This is a genomic window from Streptomyces albospinus (genome assembly GCF_014648695.1).
GTDB lineage: Bacteria > Actinomycetota > Actinomycetes > Streptomycetales > Streptomycetaceae > Streptomyces > Streptomyces albospinus.
In genome coordinates, this window is the sequence record NZ_BMRP01000041.1 from 1 (window position 1) to 19,405 (window position 19,405).

Sequence of the window (19,405 nt, forward strand, 5' to 3'; positions counted from 1 at the left end):
GGGTCGACCGCTTCGCTTTCGCTTTTCGGCCTTTCCGACTTTAGCAGATCTTCTTTCTCACCGAGATCGGTTCGAATTCCGTTCCGTTTCCCCGTCGGAGGGGGTTGTTCGCGCCTTTCGGCGTGATCACTACTTTAGCGGAATTCCTCGTTGACGCCTAATCAGGTCGATCGCGCCGAGGGAATCGAATTTCGGCATGCGAAATCGAGCCCCGCGAGGGTCCGTGCAGTAGTGGTGTGCCGCGAAGCGGCGGGATGGTTGTCCGGGGCCGTCGGCTCCGTGGCAACTCGGAGGACACTACACGAGCGGGTGGGGTTCTTCAAACCGGTGCGGGTGGTGGGGTGTCCGGGTAGGTTGGGGCGCATGACTGCGCATGTGCTCGTACAGCTGTGGTGGCCCGCCTGACGGCGGCCGATCCAGCAGCGCATGCATGACCACGGCCGCCGCTTCGGCGGCCGTTCGCGTTTCCTCCTCTCGTAGCCGGCCGGCGCAGGCGGCGGTCCCGATGTGAGAGGGACGGATGAGCGAGATGGCAGTGCAGACCAAGCGGCTTCCGGGGGCGGGCCGGACCCGGGTTTTCAGCGGGGTGAAGCCGACGGGGCATCTGACGCTGGGGAACTACCTCGGGGCGATGCGGCGGTGGGCCGCGGAGGACCAGCACCGGGCGGAGGCGCTGTTCTGTGTGGTGGATCTGCACGCGCTGACCGTGGAGCACGATCCGGCGCGGGTCCGGCGGCTCAGCCGGCAGGCGGCGACGCTGCTGCTGGCGGTGGGGGTGGATCCGGCGCTCTGCACGGTGTTCGTGCAGAGCCATGTGGACGAGCATGCGCGGCTGGCGTATCTGATGGAGTGCACGGCCGGTGTCGGGGAAATGCGGCGGATGGTGCAGTACAAGGAGAAGGCCGCGCGGGAGGAAGAGGGCCGGGGCGGGGTGCGGCTGTCGTTGCTGACGTATCCGGCGCTGATGGCGGCGGACATCCTGGCGTACGGGACGCACGAGGTGCCCGTGGGGGAGGACCAGGCGCAGCATCTGGAGCTGACGCGGAATCTGGCGGAGCGGTTCAACCGGCGGTACGGGCGGGTGTTCGTGGTGCCCCGGGCGACGCTTCCCCGGGTGGCGACGCGGGTGATGGACCTTCAGGAGCCCACCGTGAAGATGGGGAAGTCGGAGCAGGCCAGGACGGCGGGGATCGTCTATCTGCTGGACGAGCCGGAGACGGTGCGCAGGAAGGTGCTGCGGGCGGTGACGGACGGCGGCAGCGAGGTGGTGTACGACCGGGGTGAGCGGCCGGGGGTGGCGAATCTGCTGGATGTGCTGGCGGCGTGCACGGGGGTGGCCGATCCGGCGGAGCTGGCGGGCTCGTACGGGTCGTACGGGGCGCTGAAGAAGGACACCGCGGAGGCGGTGGTGGAGCTGCTGCGGCCGGTGCGGGAGCGGCATGCGGAGCTGGCGGCCGATCCGGGGTACGTCGATTCCGTCCTGCGGGAGGGGGCCGGGCGGGCGCGGGGGATGGCTCGGCCGCGGGTGGATGCGGCGTACGAGGCGGTGGGGTTGATGGCCGCGGGGGGTTAGGAGCGGCTGGGGGAACGGTGCGGCCCCGGGAGGGGTGAGGGTTCCGGGGCCGTGCCGGTTGCCGGGTTCTCGGCGCCGGTGCGGGTCAGCCGGTGCCGGAGGCCAGTTCGCGGCTGCGGTCGCGAGCGGCCTCCAGGGCGGCGATCAGGGCGGCGCGGACGCCGTGGTTCTCCAGTTCGCGGATGGCGTTGATGGTGGTGCCGGCGGGAGAGGTGACGTTCTCGCGGAGCTTGACGGGGTGTTCGCCGCTGTCGCGGAGCATCACCGCGGCGCCGATGGCGGCCTGGACGATCAGGTCGTGGGCCTTGTCGCGGGGCAGGCCGAGCAGGATGCCGGCGTCGGTCATGGCCTCGACGAGGAAGTAGAAGTAGGCGGGGCCGGAGCCGGAGAGCGCGGTGGCGGCGTCCTGCTGGGACTCCGGGACGCGCAGGGTCTTGCCGACCGTGGAGAAGATCTCCTCGGTGAGGGTGAGGTGCGCGGCGGTGGCGTGGGTGCCGGCGGAGATGACGGACATCGCCTCGTCGACCAGGGCCGGGGTGTTCGTCATGACCCGGACGACCGGGGTGTCCGGGGCCAGCCGCTCCTCGAAGTACGCGGTGGGGATGCCCGCGGCGCCGCTGATGACCAGGCGGTCGGCGGGGACGTGCGGGGCCAGCTCGGCGAGGAGGCTGCCCATGTCCTGCGGCTTGACGGTGAGGATCAGGGTGTCGGCGGCCTTGGCGGCCTCCGCGTTGCTGACCGCTTCGACGCCGTAGCGGGTGCGGAGCTGTTCGGCGCGTTCCTGGCGGCGGGCGGTGACCAGTAGGTCGGAGGGCGCCCAGCCGCCGCGGATCATGCCGCTGAGCAGGGCTTCGCCGATTTTTCCGGTGCCTAGGACGGCGACCTTCTGGGTCATGCGTTCACCTCGCCGGTGGGGCGTGTTCGGTGGGGTCGGGTTGCGTGGCCATCCTCGCATCGTCGGCGGGTGGGGGGTGGCGGTGTCCACGGAGCGGGCGGTTCGGGCGCCGGGCCGCGATGGTGGGGCGATGGTCCCCACCTGGGTGCGGACGTCTACGGGGTCCGTCGGCGGAGGGTGGCCGCGCCGAGGGCGAGGACGAGCAGGGCGCATGCCGTGACGATGAGGGTGTCGTGGACGAAGGCGGGGGTGGCATCGGCATGGTGGCGGACCTGGTCCATACCGTCCACGGCGTAGGACATGGGGAGGACGTCGGAGAGCGCCTTGAGGGCGGGTTGCATGGTGTCGCGGGCGGTGAACAGGCCGCAGAGCAGCAGTTGGGGCATCAGGACCGCGGGCATGAACTGGACGGCCTGGAATTCGGAGGCGGCGAAGGCCGAGACGAACAGGCCGAGGGCGGTGCCGAGGAGCGCGTCGAGGACCGCTACGAGCAGCAGCAGCCAGGGGGACCCGGTGACGTCCAGGCCGAGGAGGCCGATGGACAGGGCGGTGGCGAGGGCGGATTGGACGATCGCCAGCAGGCCGAAGGCGAGGGCGTAGCCGCCGATCAGGTCGGCCTTCCCGAGGGGCAGGGCGAGCAGGCGTTCCAGGGTGCCGGAGGTGCGTTCGCGCAGGGTGGCGATCGAGGTCACCAGGAACATCGTGATCATCGGGAAGATGCCGAGGAGCGAGGCGCCGATGCCGTCGAAGGTGCGCGGGGACGCGTCGAAGACGTAGCGGAGCAGCGCGATCATCGCGCAGGGGACGAGCAGCATCAGGGCGATGGTGCGCGGGTCGTGGCGGAGTTGGCGCAGGACGCGGGCCGCGGTGGCAGCGGTGCGGGCGGCCGATGGGCCAGTGGCCGACGGGCGAGACGCAGCCGGGCCTGAGGGGGGCGGTGCGGCGCCGTGGGGGCGGGCGGTGGTGACGGCCGTACGCTCCCGGGCTCCCGGCGCGTCGGCGGCGGGGGCACCGGGGGCGCCGGTGGGGACCGCTCCCGCCTCCGTCGCCTCCTGGGCGCGCGGGTCCGCGGCGAGGTGGAGGAACGCCTCCTCCACCGTGGCCGAGTGCGTCCGTGCGCGGAGGGATTCCGGGGTGCCCTCGGCCAGGAGGCGGCCGTCGCGCAGGAGGAGGAGCCGGTGGCAGCGGTCGGCCTCGTCCATGACGTGGGAGGAGACGAGGAGGGTGGTGCCGCGGGCGGCGAGGGTGTGGAAGAGGTTCCAGAGGTCGCGGCGGAGGACGGGGTCCAGGCCGACGGTGGGTTCGTCGAGGACGAGGAGTTCCGGGTCGCCGAGCAGCGCGACGGCCAGGGAGACGCGGCTGCGCTGGCCTCCTGAGAGGTGCCCGGCCAGGGCGTCGGCATGGTCGGTGAGGTCGACGTCCTCGATGGCGCGGGTCACGGCCGCCCGGCGTTCGGCGCGGGCGGCCGGGCCCGGCTGGAGCACGGCGGCGAAGTAGTCCAGGTTCTGACGGACGGTGAGGTCGTCGTAGACGGACGGGGCCTGGGTGACATAGCCGATGCGGGGGCGCAGGCGGGGGTGGCCGGCGGGGGCGCCGAGGACGTCGAGGGTGCCCGCGACCTTGGCCTGGGTGCCGGCGACGGCCCGCATGAGCGTGGTCTTGCCGCAGCCGGAGGGGCCCAGCAGGCCGGTGATCTGTCCCTGGGGGACGTCGAAGCCGAGGGAGTCGAGGACGGTACGGCCGCCTCGGACGACGGTCAGGCCGTGGGCGTGGACGGCGAGGGCGGGGGCGGTCTCGGGCGGGTCGCCTGCGGGGTCGCGGGCGCGGTCGCGCGCATAATTCATCATGCGGTGAATAATGCGCGCGGCGGCAGCGGAGCGTCAAGACCCGGCCGCGGTGGCATGACGCCCCCTCCCTGGTGGGCAGCCATTGCACAGCTCCACGAAGTCCGTCATCCATCCCCCCACGAAGTCCGCGCATGACTCCACGAAGTCCCGCACGGCCCCACCCGACCCCGGCACAGCCCTGCCGCTCGTCCCGTAATGCGCTGAATCCGGAGATGAGCGGCGTTACATCGGAAATGCCCGTAGGGTCGGGGAACTTGTGTCCGTTTTCCGTCCCCGGCCCTAAGGAGTGCCGTGAACCGCCGCCCCCACCGCTCCTGCGGCGCGACCGCCGCGCTGTCCGTAGCCCTGCTGCTGTCCTCCTGTACGAGCGGCACGGCGACCGCCAATGGGGCGGCGGGCAGAGGTGGAGTGGGCGACCCGCTCTTCCCGGCGCTCGGCAACGGCGGTTACCACGTCAGCCATTACGGGCTCGACCTCGACTACGACGTCGCCAAGCAGCACCTGGACGCCACCGCCGCGATCACCGCCAGGGCCGGCCAGGACCTGCGCTCCTTCCAACTCGACCTCCAGGGGCTGAAGGTGTCCGGCGTGCACGTCGACGGCCGGGCCGCGGACTTCAGCCGCAAGGGGCACAAGCTGACGGTCCGGCCGCCCGCCGGGCTCAAGAAGGGCGCGACCTTCCGTACGACCGTCGCGTACAGCGGTACGCCGCAGGAGATGCGGGACGCGGACGGTGCGTGGGAGGGGTGGATCCAGACCGGCCACGGCGTCTTCGTCTCCGGGGAGCCCGCCGGCGCGATGACGTGGTTCCCCGGCAACAACCACCCCAGCGACAAGGCCGCGTACGACTTCCGGATCACGGTGCCCAGCGGCTATACCGCTGTGGCCAACGGGGAGTTGCGGTCGAAGCGGGAAGCCGGCGGGCAGGCCACGTACGAGTGGCACAGCGAGGAGCCGATGGCCAGTTATCTGGCCACCGCCACCATCGGGAAGTTCGACGTCCGGGAGTCCCGTACGCCGCAGGGGATGCCGCTGTACGTCGCGGTGGACCCGACGGAGGCCAAGGCCAGCAAGGAGCCGCTGGAGCGGCTGCCGGAGATCCTCAACTGGGAGACCGGGCTGTTCGGCCCGTATCCCTTCTCGTCGGCGGGCGCCATCGTGGACCACACGCCGACCCGCATCGACTGGATCGCGCTGGAGACCCAGACCAAGCCGGTCTACGCCCGGGCGCCGCACGATGTGACCGTCGTGCACGAGACGGCCCACCAGTGGTTCGGCGACTCGGTGACGCCGAAGACCTGGCGGGACACCTGGCTCAACGAGGGCTTCGCGACCTACGCCGAGTGGCTGTGGCAGGAGCACGAGGGCGGCAGGACGCCGCAGCAGCAGTTCGACAAGCTCTACGACTCCGATGAGGACAACCCGCGCTGGGACTTCCCGCCGGGCGAGCCGGCCAAGGCGTCCCAGGTGACCGCGACGCCCGTCTACGAGCGCGGCGCGATGGTGCTCCAGCAGCTGCGGAAGGCCGTCGGCGACAAGACGTTCTTCTCGATCCTCAAGGAGTGGCCCGCCAAGTACCGCCATGCCAACGCCGATTCGAAGGACTTCATCGCCTTCTGCCAGCAGCGCACCGACGAGGATCTGACCGATCTCTTCGACGACTGGCTGTACGGGGAGGGGCGGCCGGACTGGGAATACTGAGGGCCGAGGGTGTCGGGGGCGGATGCCCCGCCCCCCTCACTCCCCGAATCCCCCTCGCTGCCCCACTACCCGAGTTCCCCTCGCTCCCTTCGCTCCCTTCACTCCCCGAGTGCCAGGTGCCCCAGCTTCTCCGGGTTGATCACGGCGTCCACCTCCGTGATCCGCCCGTCGTGCACCGTGAAGGCGAGGACCGACGCCGGGTACTCCCCCGTCGTGTCGGTGAAGACGACCCCGGTCGCGCCGTTGACCTCCCGTACCGCGATCCGCATCGTCGCCGTGTCGAAGTTGCGGGTGAGCAGGCCCCATACGTAGCGGGCGACCTTGTCGCGGCCGAACACCGGGCGGCGGGCCGCGGTGACCCTGCCGCCGCCGTCGGAACGCCAGACCACCTCGGGGTCGAGGGTCTCCAGCAGCGCCGCGAAGTCCCCGCCCATCACGGCCCCCAGGAACGCCTCGACGGTGCGCCGGTGTTCCGTCGGGTCCACGGTGCGGCGCGGCGCCTCGGCACGTACCCGCTTACGGGCGCGCGAGGCCAACTGCCGTACCGCGTCCGGAGTGCGGCCGACCGCATCGGCGATCTCCGGGAAGGGGACGGCGAAGACGTCGTGCAGCACGAAGGCGGTGCGCTCGGCCGGGGTGAGCCGTTCCAGGACGGTGAGCAGCGCCATCCCCACGGACTCGTCGAGGGTCACCCGGTCCTGGGGGTCGCCCGGCGCACCGGAACCGCCGGTGCCGCCGCCGAGGGCACCGCCGGGCGCACCCCGGCTGCCGTCCAGCAGGGGCTCCGGCAGCCACGGCCCCACGTACAACTCCCGGCGGGCGCGCGCCGAGCCCAGCAGGTCGTAGCAGATCCGGCTCACGACGGTGGTGAGGAAGCCGCGCGGGCTCGCGATCGGTGGCTCGTCGGGCAGCGCCTGCCAGCGCAACCAGGTTTCCTGGACGGCGTCATCGGCGTCGCTGACCGTCCCCATGATCCGGTACGCAACGCCCCACAGCCGGGCCCGCTGCTCCTCGAACTGCGCCAGCCGCAGCTCGTCCCGCGCCCCGTCCGGCCGCTCCGCCCCCGTACCGCTTCCCGGCTCCCTCGCCGTACCGCTCCCCTGCTCCGCCATCGCGCGCTCCCCGCTCTCCCCTGATGCCCGGCCACCGCACCGTTCGCCGGCGGCCACCGCCCTTGGGACGACGCGGCGGCCCGAGGTGTGACAGCGGGACGACTCGGCGGCCCGCGGTGTGACGGCCCGAGGTCTGACATTACGGAAGCCCGGTGGGTCGGGGGAGAACGGGCCCGCCCCGATGCCGGGGATCTGGGCAACTGGACGGCTGGGGAACTGGGCAACCGGGCGGCTGGGGAACCAGGGAACTCCTGCCGTTACCGGCGCTTCTTTCCCTTCGGCCGGGATTTCTTCGCCGCCGGGTTGCCCGTACGGGCTTCGCGGCGGCGGGCATGGCGCTCGCACGCCGCGTCGTATTCGGTGCGGTGGAGCTTTTCCCCCGGCGCCTCGATGAGGCTGCGGCAGAAATAGGCGAGCAGCGAGCCGATGAAACCGATCAGCATCAGGCTCTGGGCGGATTTGTCGGCCGCGCTCTCGGATGCCGGATCGGGCCGCCGCACGAAACCGTCCCAGGTGCGGCGGAAGGCCAGCGCGCTGCACACCGCGAAGCCCACCACGACCAGGATGCTCACGAGCGGGCCGACGGCGGCGCTGTCCAGCCCCTGGAACGCGAAGCGCAGCACCAGCGCACCGGCCGCGGCGAGCGCCAGCGAGCCGACCGCGACGCCGGCCCGGCGCAGCGCGTAGCCGCCGTCGTGGTGGACCCAGGTGGTCCCGAAGAATCGGATCTCCTCCGGCACCGGACCGCCGTCACCGGGGCCGTGCGCCGGGCCGTCCGGGGACGTCGTCTGCCGCTCGTCGCTCATGGCATCGATTATCCCCGGGGCCCGGCCGCGCCCCCGAGGGCGGCGGTCCCGCCTGCCCCGCTCAGCCCACGCAGCTGGGCGCGACCATGCCGTCACTGCCCGTATGGACGTAGGTGTCGGAGATGTACTCACCGGGTGCGATGTTGTCCCAGATGTCGGAGGTGCCGTACGGGCCGCTGACCCACTGGCCGTGCTGCTGGCAGCGGATCTCGACCTGGGCGCCCGCCGCCAGCCGCCGCACGACCGGGCTGTCGGTGCCGGGGCCCTGGCGGACATTGACGTGGTAACCCGGCGCGATCGGATACGTCACGCCGCCGGCGAGGGCCTCGCCGACCGGCTCGGCATAGCCCTGGAAGTCCTGTGTGCTCATTCCGTGTTCCCCCCGTTGATGGATGTTGTTGGCGGATCCGGTGACGGTTCCGGTGACAGTTCCCGTGCCGGATACCGCTGCCTGCCGTTTGACCGGTAGTCATTCGGCAACCGCACGGCGCACGCTAGCAAGCCTTGTTCGTCTCGTACGAACAATCGACTAGGCTCCGCGCGTCGCACCTGCGACCTGATGTGCTGGGGAATGACTCGGGGGTGGAACGATGCCGCCGCTGCGCGATTCCGGGATCGACCCGGAAGCGGAGCGTCCGGAATACGCCGGGCAATACCGCCTGGAGACGCGGCTGGGCGCCGGTGGAATGGGCGTGGTCCACCTGGCCCGCTCGTCCTCCGGGCTGCTGCTCGCGGTCAAGGTCATTCACGCCGAATTCGCCCAGGACCCGGAATTCCGGGGGCGGTTCAGGCAGGAAGTGACCGCCGCCCGGCGGGTCAGCGGGGCCTTCACGGCACCGGTCGTGGACGCCGATCCGGAGGCCGAACGGCCCTGGATGGCCACCCTGCACATTCCCGGCCCGACCCTTTCCGATCATGTGAAGCGGAATGGCCCGATGGCCCCCGTCGAGGTTCGCCGACTGGCCGCGGGGCTCGCCGAGGCACTGCGCGACATCCATCGCGCGGGCGTCGTCCACCGCGATCTCAAACCGGGAAATGTGCTGCTGGCCGCCGATGGCCCGAAAGTCATCGATTTCGGTATTTCGCGTCCTTCGGACAGTGAAATGCGCACCGAGACCGGCAAGTTGATCGGTACGCCGCCCTTCATGGCGCCCGAGCAGTTCCAGCGCCCGCGCGAGGTGGGCCCGGCGGCCGATGTGTTCGCGCTCGGGTCGGTGCTGGTGCACGCCGCCACGGGGCGCGGCCCGTTCGACTCGGAGAGCCCGTATCTCGTCGCGTACCAGGTGGTGCACGACGACGCGGACCTGTCCGGCGTACCGGAGGAGTTGGTTCCGCTCGTCGAGGGCTGCCTGGCGAAGGATCCGGCCGACCGCCCGACACCGGGCGCGCTGATGGAACTGCTGCGCACGGACGCCCCGGTGACGGTTCCCACGGCGCTCCCGGTCCCGCCCCCCGACACCGGCGCGAATACGGAGAGAGGCACGAACAGCGGCGCGGACGCGTCGGCATCCGCGTCCTCGTCCACGGCCGCAGCCGCAGCCGCCGGCACGGGCGCCCGAATACCCGGCCAGCGGCAGCCCGTTCGCGACGCGTCCACCCCGCCGCGGGCCGAAGCCACACACGTACGGGCCCGCACGCCGGAACTCCCCGCCGCCCCCGAGCCGCCCCGTAAGACCGCGACAGTCCGTGAGACCACCCCGTCCCACACCCCGGCCCCACCCGCCGACACCGCCGACACCGGCGAGTCCGCCCCCGCCCGGCCCGGCCGCCCCCGCCGCCGCCTCATCTGGGCCGCCCTGGCGCTGGCCGTCACCGCCGTCGGCGCGGTCGCCGGCGTCCGGGCCCTCACCGCCACCGACGCCGACACCGACCCGGCCCTCCAGACCCGCGCCCAGAACTCCCCGCGCACCGCCTTCCACCCCTGGCGGACCACGCTCGTCAAGCGCCCCGTGGGCTACGCCGCCGAGATGCCGTTCTGCACGTCCGGCGCCGGCGGCCTCTTCTGCGGGCAGTCCGGGCTGCTCGCCGCCCGTATCGACCCGGACACCGGCACGGCGGCCTGGCAGCACAAGGGCGACACCACGCACAAGCCCGCCGCCTCCCCCACCGCACCGGTCCTCTCCGGCGGCCTGCTCTACGTCTTCTCCCCCGACGCCAGGCAGCTGCTGGCACTCGACCCGTCCGCGCACGGCAAGGGCGCCACCCGCTGGACCAAGGACGTCTCGTCCTACCAGGGCGGCGCCGCCGTCGTGGGCGACCGCATCCTGCTGTCCTCAGGGGACGGCACGGTCACCGCCCTGGACAGCACCACCCACCAGGAGCGCTGGCGCACACGCTTCCCCGGGCACCGGCTGCCCCTCTTCACCGCCTACGGCGACCCGCACACCGCCTACGCCGCGGAGGCCGCCCCCGACAGCCGCACCCCGACCACCCAGGTCACCGCCATCAACCCCTCCGACGGCACCATCCACTGGTCCCGCCGCCTCCCCGGTTCCCTCGCCCTCGCCGGAACCGGTTCCTCCGGTGCGCTCTACCTGACCGCCACCGACCCCACCTTCGTCAACTCCACCACCGGCGTGGTCCGTTACGACCCCGGCACCCGGCAGGTCCGCACGCTCCCGCTCGCCGCACCGCTGCGCGGGGTGGCCGCCGTCGTCCGCGGCGAAACGGTCTACCTCCTGGCCGAGGGCGGCGCCCTCCAGGCCGTCGGCGCACGCACCTGGGACACCGAGACCTCGGTCAGCCGCGGCTCGGCCCCGATAGTCAGCGGCGACCGCCTCTACTTCACCGCCGCCGACGGCCGCCTGATCGCCGTCGACACCACCTCCGGCGCGCTCCTCGGCCAGACCCCGCCCCGCCTGGCCGCCGCCCGCCACAACGGCTTCCTCCAGGCCCTGCCCGCCCCCAGCCTCGACACCGACCGCAACCGCATCTACGCGGCCTCCCCCGACGGCACGGTCTTCGGCGTACCGACGACGGACCCACGGCGGTGGTGACCGGCCGCCCCGCTCTCCGCGTGACACGCGCAGCAGCACACCTCCCGCCGGACCCCGGGAACCACGACCGCCTCGACGGTGCCCTGGGTGCACTGGGCATGGCGCCCCGTGTGACACATCGGTGAGATGTACCCGGGCGTGCGATGCCGCGGTAGCCGCATGATCAGCGCTCCATCCCCGTCAGGGCGGCGGCCAGCTTCCGCGCGGTCTGCGGGTTGCAGCGCCCCAACTCGACGAGCGGAAGCGACCGTTGGCCGCTGTACGTCACTGGGTCGAGGCCTAGCGACGGCAGCACGATGCCGTTCCGCTTCAGCGCGTCGGCCAGCTCGTCGAGCGCCGCTTCCGCCTCGGCGGCCTTCTCCGTCGTCATGGGGGTGCTCCTTCTGCCGTTTGCCTGCCTGACGCGCCGGAACGTGACTACGGTGGGTGTTCCGGCCGTCACGAGAATGGCACCGGAAGTGGGCATAGGACCCGTTTTGCGGGGCGTACTTCTGCGCCCTGAGTCCATTAGTTCAACACCTTCCACGCAGGAGGTCGCCGTGCCGCCGAGAAGGGTCGTCACCGGTCGAAGTCAGGAGCCGCGCCGACGGTTCGCGGAAGAGTTGCGGTTACTACGCAGGCAGCGAGGGGAGAGCCTGCGGCAGCTCGGCCAGGCGCTGGGCTGGGACGCGTCCCTGTTCGGCAAGATGGAGAACGGGCAGACGATCGGCGGCCCGGAGGTCGCCGAGGCACTTGATCAGCACTACGGGACGGCTGGACTGCTGCTGACGCTCTGGGAGTTGGCAGCGGGGGACCCGACGCAGTTCAAGGAGCGGTACCGGCGTTACATGACGCTGGAGCAGGAAGCGGCGAGTCTTTGGCATTACGCCGTCGCCAACCTGCCCGGTGTGTTTCAGGCGGAAGGCTACGCACGTGCCTTGCTCGCGGCGGGTGGCCTGGATGGGGAGGAGCTGACGCGGCAGGTCGAAGCGCGCATGGGGCGGCGCGAGGTGCTGATGGGCGACGACGCGCCGCCGTTCCGCACGATCCTGTCCGAGGCCGTGCTGCGTACCCCGCTGGGGGATACCAACGAGTGGCGGAAACAACTCGAAAACCTGGTGAGCATGCGTGAGCGCAAGAACGTTGTCATTCAGGTGCTGCCGCAGACCGCCGGGCTCCATGCCCTGACCAACACCGACACCATGTTCCTGCGCGGCGCGGACGGTCGCACCGTGGCGTGGGTGGAGACCGGGTATTCAGGCGAACTCGTCCAGGAAACGGCTTCAGTTGAACGTCTGCAACATGCGTACGATGCGGTGCGTGACCTGGCATTGAGCCCGGCCGACTCGCAGAAGTTCATCATTCAGACGTTGGAGGAAGTGCCGTGCGATCCATCGACCTGAGCGCTGTCACTTGGCGCAAGAGCTCGTACAGCAACCAGGACGGGGGAGCGTGCATCGAGGTTTCCCACGACTTCCTCGCCAACGCCACCTGGCGCAAGTCCAGTTACAGCAACCAAGACGGCGGCCAGTGCATCGAGGTCGCCGACAACGTCCCCGCCCTCGTCCCCGTCCGTGACAGCAAGGACCCCCAGGGCCCTGCGCTCGTCTTCGAAGCGGCGGCCTGGGGGTCCTTCGTCGCCGGCGTCAAGGCGCTCCCACTCCCGTAGGGCTCCTCGGGACGTTACGGGCGTTACGGGTTCGGGGTCACCTCGAAACCCGCGCCGTAGATGTCGTGCTTGGGGTCGGCGGCCTCGCGGGTGCGCAGGTCGGCCAGGATGTTCGCCGAGCTGGTGTAGTTGAAGGGCGGCAACTGGAGGGTGATCGCCTTGGTGATTCCGGCCCAGGGGCCGGCCGCCTGGAACTTGTTGGCCTGGGACGGGAGATCGGTTCCCGGCACGTGCCAGATGACCGGGCCGCCCGAGTCGCCGGGCTTGTTCACGGCCGGTGCCCGGTAGATGCCGTTGTCGTTGTTCATGACGGTGCCGTACCAGACACCCGTCTGCCCCGACGTGATGATCTCGTTGTTGCCGGTCGTCAGCAGGCGCTCGGTGTCGAGGGCGGGCTTCATGGCGTTCGGACTGACCGGCCCCTTGGGGTACTTCAGTACTCCGGTCTGCTTGAGGTACGGCCCCTGCGAGGAGAGCGTCACCGTCGGAAGCAGCTCGATGACCATGTAGTCCTTGGTGGCATGGCCCGTCTGCGAACCCTCGGGGTCCTTGAAGTAGCGGACATAGCCGATCGGGCCGAACTTCGCGTCGTTCCGGTCGACGACCGGGATGATGTCGTCCGGGATCTCGTGGTCGGCGTACTTCCCGGACTTGTCGCGGATGCAGTGGCCGGCCGAGATGGCTATCTTGCGCTGGTGGTCGTCGGTTCCCACGGCCCCGATGGTGCAGAAGAGGTCGGTCGAGTTCGGGGGGAACGCGATCTGCATGCCGTTGTAGACGCGTTTGGTCTGCTGGGCATGGCCGGCGGGCGCGGCGGCGTGTGCGGTGGCCGCGGCGGCGCCCAGGGAGCCGGTGAGCGCCAGGGCCGCTACGAGGCCCGGTAATGCCCTGATCTTCCCAGTCTTCTTCCTGGTCTTCCCGATCACGTGTCGTTCCTTTCCTGCTGGCGTCTTGCTGGCGGAGGGCCCGCCGGCATCCTGAACGGCCCGCATGAAAGACCGATGTAATCGGCGTGATGGAGGTACTGCGGCGCGAAGGGCCCCGTCCGCCGGAGGTCACGGCGGACGGGGCCCTTACGGCATGGGGCACGGCCCCGGGGCTCAGCCCAGCTGGTTCACATCCCGTACCGCTCCCTTGTCCGCGCTGGTCGCCATGGCCGCGTACGCGCGCAGGGCCGCCGAGACCTTGCGGTCGCGGTTCTTCGGGGCGTAGACGCCGCCGAGGGCCTCCCGGCGGGCGGCCAACTCCTCGTCGCTGACCAGGAGTTCGATGGAGCGGTTGGGGATGTCGATGCGGATGCGGTCGCCGTCCTCGACGAGGGCGATCGTGCCGCCGGAGGCCGCCTCGGGAGAGGCGTGGCCGATGGAGAGGCCGGAGGTGCCGCCGGAGAAGCGGCCGTCGGTGACCAGGGCGCACGCCTTGCCCAGGCCGCGGCCCTTGAGGAAGGACGTCGGGTAGAGCATCTCCTGCATGCCGGGGCCGCCCTTGGGGCCCTCGTAGCGGATGACGACGACGTCGCCTTCCTTGATCTGCTTGGTGAGGATCTTGTCGACGGCCTCGTCCTGGGACTCGCAGACCACCGCCGGGCCCTCGAAGGTCCAGATGGACTCGTCGACGCCGGCGGTCTTCACCACGCAGCCGTCGACCGCGATGTTGCCCTTGAGGACGGCCAGGCCGCCGTCCTTGGAGTAGGCGTGCTCGGTGGAGCGGATGCAGCCGCCCTCCGCGTCCACGTCCAGCGTGTCCCAGCGCTCGGACTGGGAGAAGGCGGTGGCCGAGCGCTTGCAGCCGGGGGCCGCGTGCCACAGCTCGACGGCCTCGGCGGACGGCGAACCGCCGCGCACGTCCCAGGTCTTGAGCCACTCGGCGAGGGTGGCGGAGTGGACCGAGTGGACGTCCTCGTTGAGCATGCCGCCGCGGTAGAGCTCGCCGAGGATCGCGGGGATGCCGCCGGCGCGGTGCACGTCCTCCATGTAGTACGTGCCGCCGGGGGCGACGTTCGGGGCGACCTTGGCCAGGCACGGGACGCGGCGGGAGACCGCGTCGATGTCCTTGAGGTCGTAGTCGAGTCCGGCCTCCTGGGCGGCGGCCAGGAGGTGCAGGATCGTGTTCGTCGAGCCGCCCATGGCGATGTCGAGGGCCATGGCGTTCTCGAAGGCGGCGCGGGTGGCGATGTTGCGCGGCAGGACGGACTCGTCGCCGTCCTCGTAGTAGCGCTTGGTGACCTCGACGACCGTGCGGCCGGCGTTCTCGTAGAGCGCGCGGCGGGCGGTGTGGGTGGCGAGGACCGAGCCGTTGCCGGGGAGGCTCAGGCCCATGGCCTCGGTCAGGCAGTTCATGGAGTTGGCGGTGAACATGCCGGAACAGGAACCGCAGGTGGGACAGGCGTTCTCCTCGATGCGGAGGACGTCCTCGTCGGAGACGCTGTCGTTGACCGAGTCGACGATGGCGTTGATCAGGTCGAGCTTGCGGACCGTGCCGTCGACCAGGGTGGCCTGGCCGGCCTCCATCGGGCCGCCGGAGACGAAGACCACCGGGATGTTCAGGCGCATCGCGGCCATCAGCATGCCGGGGGTGATCTTGTCGCAGTTGGAGATGCAGATCAGCGCGTCGGCGCAGTGCGCCTCGACCATGTACTCCACCGAGTCCGCGATCAGGTCGCGGGAGGGCAGGGAGTACAGCATGCCGCCGTGGCCCATGGCGATGCCGTCGTCGACCGCGATGGTGTTGAACTCGCGGGGGACGGCGCCCGCGGCCCGGATGGCGTCGGAGACGATCCGGCCGACCGGGGCGAGGTGGGTGTGGCCGGGCACGAACTCCGTGAAGGAGTTGGCGACCGCGATGATCGGCTTACCGATGTCCTCGCTCGCTACGCCCGAGGCCCGCATAAGGGCGCGGGCGCCCGCCATGTTGCGGCCATGGGTAACGGTGCGGGACCTCAGCTCGGGCACGATGGTCACTCCCTCGGGATACGTACGTACGGCAGTGGCGCCATACAGCAGCTGATCCCGAGATTACGCTCTTGATCCAAGATCCGGACGCTCACGCCGGTATGTGAGATGCCCGACCGGAGTGCGGACAGCGGAGCCGACGGCGGCGGTGCGCCCCCGCCCGTCCTACGGCTGGGTCAGGTACCGCTGGAGCGTCGGGGCGACCATCGCCACGATCTCCTCCAGGTCCGCGGACGCCATCGGCTCCATCTTGACGACGTACCGCAGCATGGCGATCCCGATGAGCTGGCTCGCCGCCAGCTGGACCCTGAACTCCGGGTCGGGGACGTGCAGTTCGCCCGCGACCCGATGGAGCAGCCGGCGTTCGACCAGCCCGCGCAGTACCGCCGCCGCGGTGTCGTTGGTCACCGCCGAGCGCATGATCGCCAGCAGCGCCGGCCGGCTGACCGGGTTCTCCCAGACGCCGAACATGAAGCGGGCCATCCGCTCGCCCACGCCCGCCTCGTCGCCGCCCGCTACGGCGTCCGGCATGGTCAGCGCGGGCGCGAAGGACAGCTCGATGGCCGCCGCGAAGACCTGCTCCTTGGTGCCGAAGTAGTGGTGCACCAGCGCCGCGTCCACCCCGGCCGCCTTGCCGATGCCGCGGACCGAGGTCTTGTCGTAGCCGCGCTCGGCGAACTCCGTACGGGCCGCGGCGAGGATCTGCTCCCGGGTGCCGGGCCCCTCGGCCGCCTCGGTACGGGCCGGGCGGCCCCGGCGGCGGCGCGGGGCGGAGTCCGTGGTGTCCGTGGGGTCCGTGGTGTCCCCGCTCGCCCGTCCGGAATCGTGCGCGCGCCCGGAACCGGTCACTTGCCCGGCACCCACGTCGGCGACGCCAGGTGCAGCCGCGTGAAGGCCAGCGCCTCGGCGAGGTCGGCCTCGCGTTCGGCGGCGGACATCGCCCGGCGGGTGTTGACCTCGACGACCACATGGCCGTCGAAGCCGTTGGCGGCCAGCCGCTCCAGCAGCTCGGCGCACGGCTGGCTGCCGCGCCCCGGCACCAGGTGCTCGTCCTTGGCGGAGCCGTTGCCGTCCGCGAGGTGGACGTGGGCCAGCCGGTCGCCCATCCGCGCCGCCATCTCCAGCGCGTCATGGCGCGCGGTGGCGGTGTGCGAGAGGTCGACGGTGAAGTGCCGGTAGTCGTCGGTGGTGGGGTCCCAGTCCGGGGCGTACGCCTGCATCTCGCGGTCGCGGTAGCGCCAGGGGTACATGTTCTCCACGGCGAACCGGACGTCGGTCTCGCTCGCCATCCGCCAGACGCCGCGGACGAACTCCCGGGCGTAGTTGCGCTGCCAACGGAACGGCGGGTGCACCACCACCGTGGAGGCGCCCAGCTTCTCCGCGGCCTGCCGGGCCCGCTGGAGCTTGACCCAGGGGTCGGTGGACCACACCCGCTGGGTGATCAGCAGGCAGGGCGCGTGCACGGCCAGCACCGGCACCCCGTGGTAGTCCGAGAGCCGGCGCAGCGCCTCTATGTCCTGGCTGACCGGGTCGGTCCAGACCATGACCTCGACGCCGTCGTAGCCCAGGCGCGCGGCGATCTCGAAGGCCGTCGCCGTCGACTCCGGATAGACCGAAGCCGTGGACAGCGCGACCTTCGCATCGGGAATGCGCACCACAGGCTCTGTCACGAGGGACAGGGTACGGGCCGGGGCCCGCCGCAGGGCAGGAGGTCCGGGCCGCCATCGCAGGCCACCGGGGCACTCCAGGGGCAGGTGGGACAGGGGCTACCGGTGTGGCGCGGCCGTCGTGCGGTGCGCGGTGTGATCTCCGCCGCACTCGGCGGGAACGGCCGGAACGCGCCGCCGCGCGGCCGGAGGGAGTCGGCCCTCCCACCGCCGCCGTACGGGCGCCGACTCTCCCGCCGTACGGGCGCCGCCCCCTCCCGCCGTACGGAGACCGTCCCTCCGTCCGTACGGCACCGGCCGCGCCCCGCCGCGTACCCGGGGCGCGGGCCCTAGTGCTCCGGCAGATGGTCCAGCCGCCGCAGGATGACGCCCTCGCGCAGCGCCCACGGGCAGATCGCCAGCGTCTCCACGCCGAACAGGTCCAGCCCCGCCTCGGCCACCAGCGCCCCGGCCAGCAGCTGCCGGGCGCGCCCCTCGGACACCCCGGGCAGCTCGGTCCGCTCCCGCGTGGACATGCCGGCCAGCCGCGGCACCCACTCCTCCAGCTTCATGCGGGTCAGCTCCCGCTGGGTGTACAACCCGTCCGCGGTCCGCGCCGCACCCGCGATCCGGGCCAGCTGCTTGAAGGTCTTGGACGTCCCGACGACCTGGTCGGGGGTCCCGTACCGGGAGAAGTCGCTCACCACCCGGGCGATCTCGGCCCGTACGCGGCGGCGCAGCGCCCGGACGGCCTCCGGGTCCGGCGGGTCGCCGGGCAGGTCGCCAGCGGTCAGCCGGCCCGCGCCGAGCGGCAGCGACACCGCGACGTCGGGGTCCTCGTCCAGGCCGTACGCGATCTCCAGCGAGCCGCCGCCGATGTCCAGGACCAGCAGCCGGCCCGCGGACCAGCCCAGCCAGCGGCGGGCCGCCAGGAAGGTGAGCCGCGCCTCGTCCTCGCCGGAGAGCACCTGGAGTGCGACCCCGGTCTCCTCGGTGACGTGCCGGAGCACGTCCTCCCCGTTGGCGGCCTCGCGGATCGCGGAGGTGGCGAACGGGAGCACGTCCTCGACGCCCTTGTCCTCGGCGACCTGCATCGCCTCGCGGATGGTGGCCGCCAGGCGGTGCACACCGGCGTCACTTATGGCGCCGCTGTCGTCGAGCAGCTCGGCAAGGCGCAGTTCCGCCTTGTGCGAGTAGGCGGGCAGCGGGCGCGCGCCCGGGTGCGCGTCCACCACCAGGAGATGGACCGTATTCGAACCCACGTCGAGGACACCGAGTCTCATGAGGTGAAACCTACTGCCGCCGCAGGGGACACTTGCGGCCCGCCTTACGCTGGACCCGTGGCAAAGACGAAACAGGCGAAGAACCAAAAAGCCCTGAAGAAGGAAGAAAAGCGACGCGCCCAGGCGGCTGCGGCAGCGCGCTCCGGCGACGGGGCACCGGCCGACGAGGTCGGTCTCGACTTCGCCCGCGCCTGGGTCACCTTCCCCGACCCCGGCGACGACGAGCAGCTCTTCCGCTGCGACCTGACCTGGCTCACCTCCCGGTGGACCTGCATCTTCGGCAGCGGCTGCCAGGGCATCCAGGCGGGCCGCGCGGACGACGGCTGCTGCACGCTCGGCGCGCACTTCTCCGACGAGGAGGACGAGGAGCGGGTCGCGCAGCACGTGGCGCGGCTCACGCCCGAGCTGTGGCAGTTCCACGACGTCGGCAGCAGGACCGGCTGGACCGAGGAGGACGAGGACGGCGAGCGGCAGACCCGCCGCTGGCAGGGCTCCTGCATCTTCCAGAACCGCCCCGGCTTCCCGGCGGGCGCCGGCTGCTCGCTGCACATCCTCGCGCTGCGCGAGGGCCGCGAGCCGCTGGAGACCAAGCCCGACGTCTGCTGGCAGCTGCCGGTCCGGCGGACGTACGACTGGATCGACCGGCCGGACGACACCCAGATCCTCCAGGTGACGATCGGCGAGTACGACCGCCGCGGCTGGGGCCCCGGCGGCCACGACCTGCACTGGTGGTGCACGTCCGCCACGTCGGCGCACGGCGCCGGCGAACCGGTCTACGTCTCCTACAAGCCCGAACTCACCGAGCTGATGGGCAAGAAGGGGTACGCCAAGCTCGCCGAGCTGTGCGAGGAGCGGCTGGCCGCGACGCTGCCGATGGCGCCGCACCCGGCCGACCCGAAGCCTGCGCGGGAGGCGAAGCCGCCGAAGGGCTAGCGGCGCCGGAGCCA

The 19,405-nt window shown here is 71.6% G+C and carries 16 protein-coding genes and 2 pseudogenes; 6 read left to right on the forward strand and 12 right to left on the reverse strand.

All coding sequences use genetic code 11. The annotated features are described in order from the left end of the window. Positions 1–520: 520 nt before the first annotated feature. Positions 521–1,573: a tryptophan--tRNA ligase gene (trpS, locus tag IEZ17_RS33505; protein WP_229852880.1), complete on the forward strand. Its 1,053-nt coding sequence runs from the start codon at positions 521–523 to the stop codon at positions 1,571–1,573. A gap of 85 nt (positions 1,574–1,658) precedes the next feature. On the opposite strand, the gene proC is transcribed toward trpS, so the two are convergent. The 3 genes and pseudogenes from proC to IEZ17_RS43235 all read right to left on the reverse strand — a co-directional run. Continuing rightward, positions 1,659–2,468 carry a pyrroline-5-carboxylate reductase gene (gene proC, locus IEZ17_RS33510; RefSeq protein ID WP_189306820.1) on the reverse strand — a complete coding sequence of 270 codons (810 nt, stop codon included), beginning with the start codon at positions 2,466–2,468 and terminating at the stop codon, positions 1,659–1,661. Between the two features lie 155 nt (positions 2,469–2,623). Continuing rightward, positions 2,624–3,442: pseudogene (locus IEZ17_RS43230) on the reverse strand (ABC transporter permease); the annotation flags it as partial. 99 nt (positions 3,443–3,541) lie between these two features. After that, positions 3,542–4,315: pseudogene (locus IEZ17_RS43235) on the reverse strand (ABC transporter ATP-binding protein); the annotation flags it as partial. Between the two features lie 291 nt (positions 4,316–4,606). Between IEZ17_RS43235 and IEZ17_RS33520 the strand changes: the two are divergent. Then, the gene (locus tag IEZ17_RS33520; RefSeq protein ID WP_189306823.1) at positions 4,607–6,016 is read left to right on the forward strand and encodes a M1 family metallopeptidase; all 1,410 of its coding nucleotides are present in this window, start codon (positions 4,607–4,609) and stop codon (positions 6,014–6,016) included. A gap of 98 nt (positions 6,017–6,114) precedes the next feature. Here the strand turns inward: IEZ17_RS33520 and sigJ are convergent, their stop codons facing one another. From sigJ to IEZ17_RS33535, 3 genes are all read right to left on the reverse strand, one after another. Next, on the reverse strand, positions 6,115–7,128 hold the full coding sequence (sigJ, locus tag IEZ17_RS33525) for an RNA polymerase sigma factor SigJ (protein WP_189306825.1): 1,014 nt from the start codon (positions 7,126–7,128) through the stop codon (positions 6,115–6,117). Positions 7,129–7,385: 257 nt separating this feature from the next. After that, positions 7,386–7,934, reverse strand: a complete 549-nt coding sequence (locus IEZ17_RS33530) for a hypothetical protein (protein ID WP_189306827.1) — start codon at positions 7,932–7,934, stop codon at positions 7,386–7,388. Between the two features lie 61 nt (positions 7,935–7,995). Next, positions 7,996–8,304, reverse strand: coding sequence for an SH3 domain-containing protein (locus IEZ17_RS33535; RefSeq protein WP_189306829.1), 309 nt, complete (start codon positions 8,302–8,304; stop codon positions 7,996–7,998). 220 nt (positions 8,305–8,524) lie between these two features. Here IEZ17_RS33535 and IEZ17_RS33540 point away from each other — a divergent pair, with 220 nt between their 5' ends. Then, entirely contained in the window at positions 8,525–10,930 is a 2,406-nt protein-coding gene (locus tag IEZ17_RS33540; RefSeq protein WP_189306831.1) for a serine/threonine-protein kinase, read from the forward strand. A 163-nt stretch (positions 10,931–11,093) separates the two neighbouring features. Here the strand turns inward: IEZ17_RS33540 and IEZ17_RS33545 are convergent, their stop codons facing one another. Then, positions 11,094–11,300: a hypothetical protein gene (locus IEZ17_RS33545; protein WP_189306833.1), complete on the reverse strand. Its 207-nt coding sequence runs from the start codon at positions 11,298–11,300 to the stop codon at positions 11,094–11,096. A 169-nt stretch (positions 11,301–11,469) separates the two neighbouring features. On the opposite strand from IEZ17_RS33545, the gene IEZ17_RS33550 reads away from it, so the two are divergent. Both IEZ17_RS33550 and IEZ17_RS33555 read left to right on the forward strand, forming a co-directional pair. After that, positions 11,470–12,312 (forward strand): helix-turn-helix domain-containing protein, encoded by an 843-nt coding sequence (locus tag IEZ17_RS33550; protein ID WP_189306835.1) that lies wholly within the window; start codon positions 11,470–11,472, stop codon positions 12,310–12,312. Beyond that, the gene (locus tag IEZ17_RS33555; RefSeq protein ID WP_189306837.1) at positions 12,294–12,578 is read left to right on the forward strand and encodes a DUF397 domain-containing protein; all 285 of its coding nucleotides are present in this window, start codon (positions 12,294–12,296) and stop codon (positions 12,576–12,578) included. The genes IEZ17_RS33550 and IEZ17_RS33555 overlap by 19 nt, the downstream gene beginning before the upstream one ends. 23 nt (positions 12,579–12,601) lie before the next feature. On the opposite strand, the gene IEZ17_RS33560 is transcribed toward IEZ17_RS33555, so the two are convergent. The 5 genes from IEZ17_RS33560 to IEZ17_RS33580 form a co-directional block, all read right to left on the reverse strand. Then, the gene (locus tag IEZ17_RS33560; RefSeq protein WP_229852881.1) at positions 12,602–13,504 is read right to left on the reverse strand and encodes a chymotrypsin family serine protease; all 903 of its coding nucleotides are present in this window, start codon (positions 13,502–13,504) and stop codon (positions 12,602–12,604) included. Positions 13,505–13,678: 174 nt separating this feature from the next. Continuing rightward, positions 13,679–15,529, reverse strand: coding sequence for a dihydroxy-acid dehydratase (gene ilvD / locus IEZ17_RS33565; RefSeq protein WP_189306839.1), 1,851 nt, complete (start codon positions 15,527–15,529; stop codon positions 13,679–13,681). Between the two features lie 165 nt (positions 15,530–15,694). Then, positions 15,695–16,378, reverse strand: coding sequence for a TetR/AcrR family transcriptional regulator (locus IEZ17_RS33570; protein ID WP_189306841.1), 684 nt, complete (start codon positions 16,376–16,378; stop codon positions 15,695–15,697). Then, positions 16,375–17,199 (reverse strand): sugar phosphate isomerase/epimerase family protein, encoded by an 825-nt coding sequence (locus tag IEZ17_RS33575; RefSeq protein ID WP_229852882.1) that lies wholly within the window; start codon positions 17,197–17,199, stop codon positions 16,375–16,377. The genes IEZ17_RS33570 and IEZ17_RS33575 overlap by 4 nt, the downstream gene beginning before the upstream one ends. Positions 17,200–17,525: 326 nt before the next feature. Further along, positions 17,526–18,458 carry a Ppx/GppA family phosphatase gene (locus IEZ17_RS33580; protein ID WP_189306843.1) on the reverse strand — a complete coding sequence of 311 codons (933 nt, stop codon included), beginning with the start codon at positions 18,456–18,458 and terminating at the stop codon, positions 17,526–17,528. 57 nt (positions 18,459–18,515) lie between these two features. Here IEZ17_RS33580 and IEZ17_RS33585 point away from each other — a divergent pair, with 57 nt between their 5' ends. Continuing rightward, positions 18,516–19,391, forward strand: coding sequence for a DUF3109 family protein (locus IEZ17_RS33585; RefSeq protein ID WP_189306845.1), 876 nt, complete (start codon positions 18,516–18,518; stop codon positions 19,389–19,391). Positions 19,392–19,405 lie beyond the last annotated feature (14 nt).